Source organism: Streptomyces otsuchiensis, from assembly GCF_004305975.1.
GTDB lineage: Bacteria > Actinomycetota > Actinomycetes > Streptomycetales > Streptomycetaceae > Streptomyces > Streptomyces otsuchiensis.
Genome location: NZ_BHZI01000578.1, coordinates 1 through 645, shown reverse-complemented (window position 1 = coordinate 645; position 645 = coordinate 1). Strand labels below are relative to the sequence as shown.

At 76.0% G+C, this 645-nt stretch carries 1 protein-coding gene; it reads right to left on the bottom strand.

Annotation, left to right across the window (positions count from 1 at the left end):
- Window positions 1-43: 43 nt before the first annotated feature.
- Entirely contained in the window at window positions 44-622 is a 579-nt protein-coding gene (locus tag E0D90_RS25930; protein WP_227870525.1) for a GNAT family N-acetyltransferase, read from the bottom strand.
- Window positions 623-645 lie beyond the last annotated feature (23 nt).

Sequence of the window (645 nt, the reverse complement as noted above, 5' to 3'; positions counted from 1 at the left end):
CTGTGGGGCGAGGGCCGGGGCGGGGCGGACGGCGCTGCGCGGGTCAGCGGTCGCGGACCACGATCGCCGCCCGTTTGTCGGGGAGTTCGGCCTCCTGCAGCGTGCGGAAGCCGGCCCGGTGGAAGGCGGCGACCGAACGGACGTTGCGGACATCCGGCTCGGCCACCACCCGGCCGCACCGGGGACGATGGGCGAGGACCAGCTCGGCGACCGCCCGGAGCAGGGCGGCGCCGGTGCCTCGCCCGCGGTCGGCGGCGGGGCCGAGCAGCAGGTGGACGCCGGTGTCGTGCGGACGGGACGGGTAGTGGCGGGCGATGGGGTCGAGGTCGGCGCGGTAGACCTCCCAGTAACTCATGGGGCGGCCGTCGAGGGTGCCGAGTACGGGAACACTGCGTCCGTCGCCGTCGAGTTGGGCCCGCAGATGGGCCTCCGTCCGCTCGGCCGGCCCGTCCAGCTCCCAGAACTCGGCGACTTCCGGATCGTTCATCCAGCCGGTCAGGAGGGCGAGGTCCCGCTCCGGGACGACGGGGACGAGCCGGAACATTCCGACCCGGGTCGCGGTGGCGCCCCACCCCGGCAGGCCGTCGAGAAGCTCCTCGCCTGGTGCCGGCGGGGGCGGCATGGCCAGTCCGGGGGCGAGGCCGG

Excerpts from the sequence above, each read along its gene's own strand:
- E0D90_RS25930 (WP_227870525.1), bottom strand. The coding sequence starts at position 622 with ATGCCGCCCCCGCCGGCACCAGGCGAGGAGCTTCTCGACGGCCTGCCG.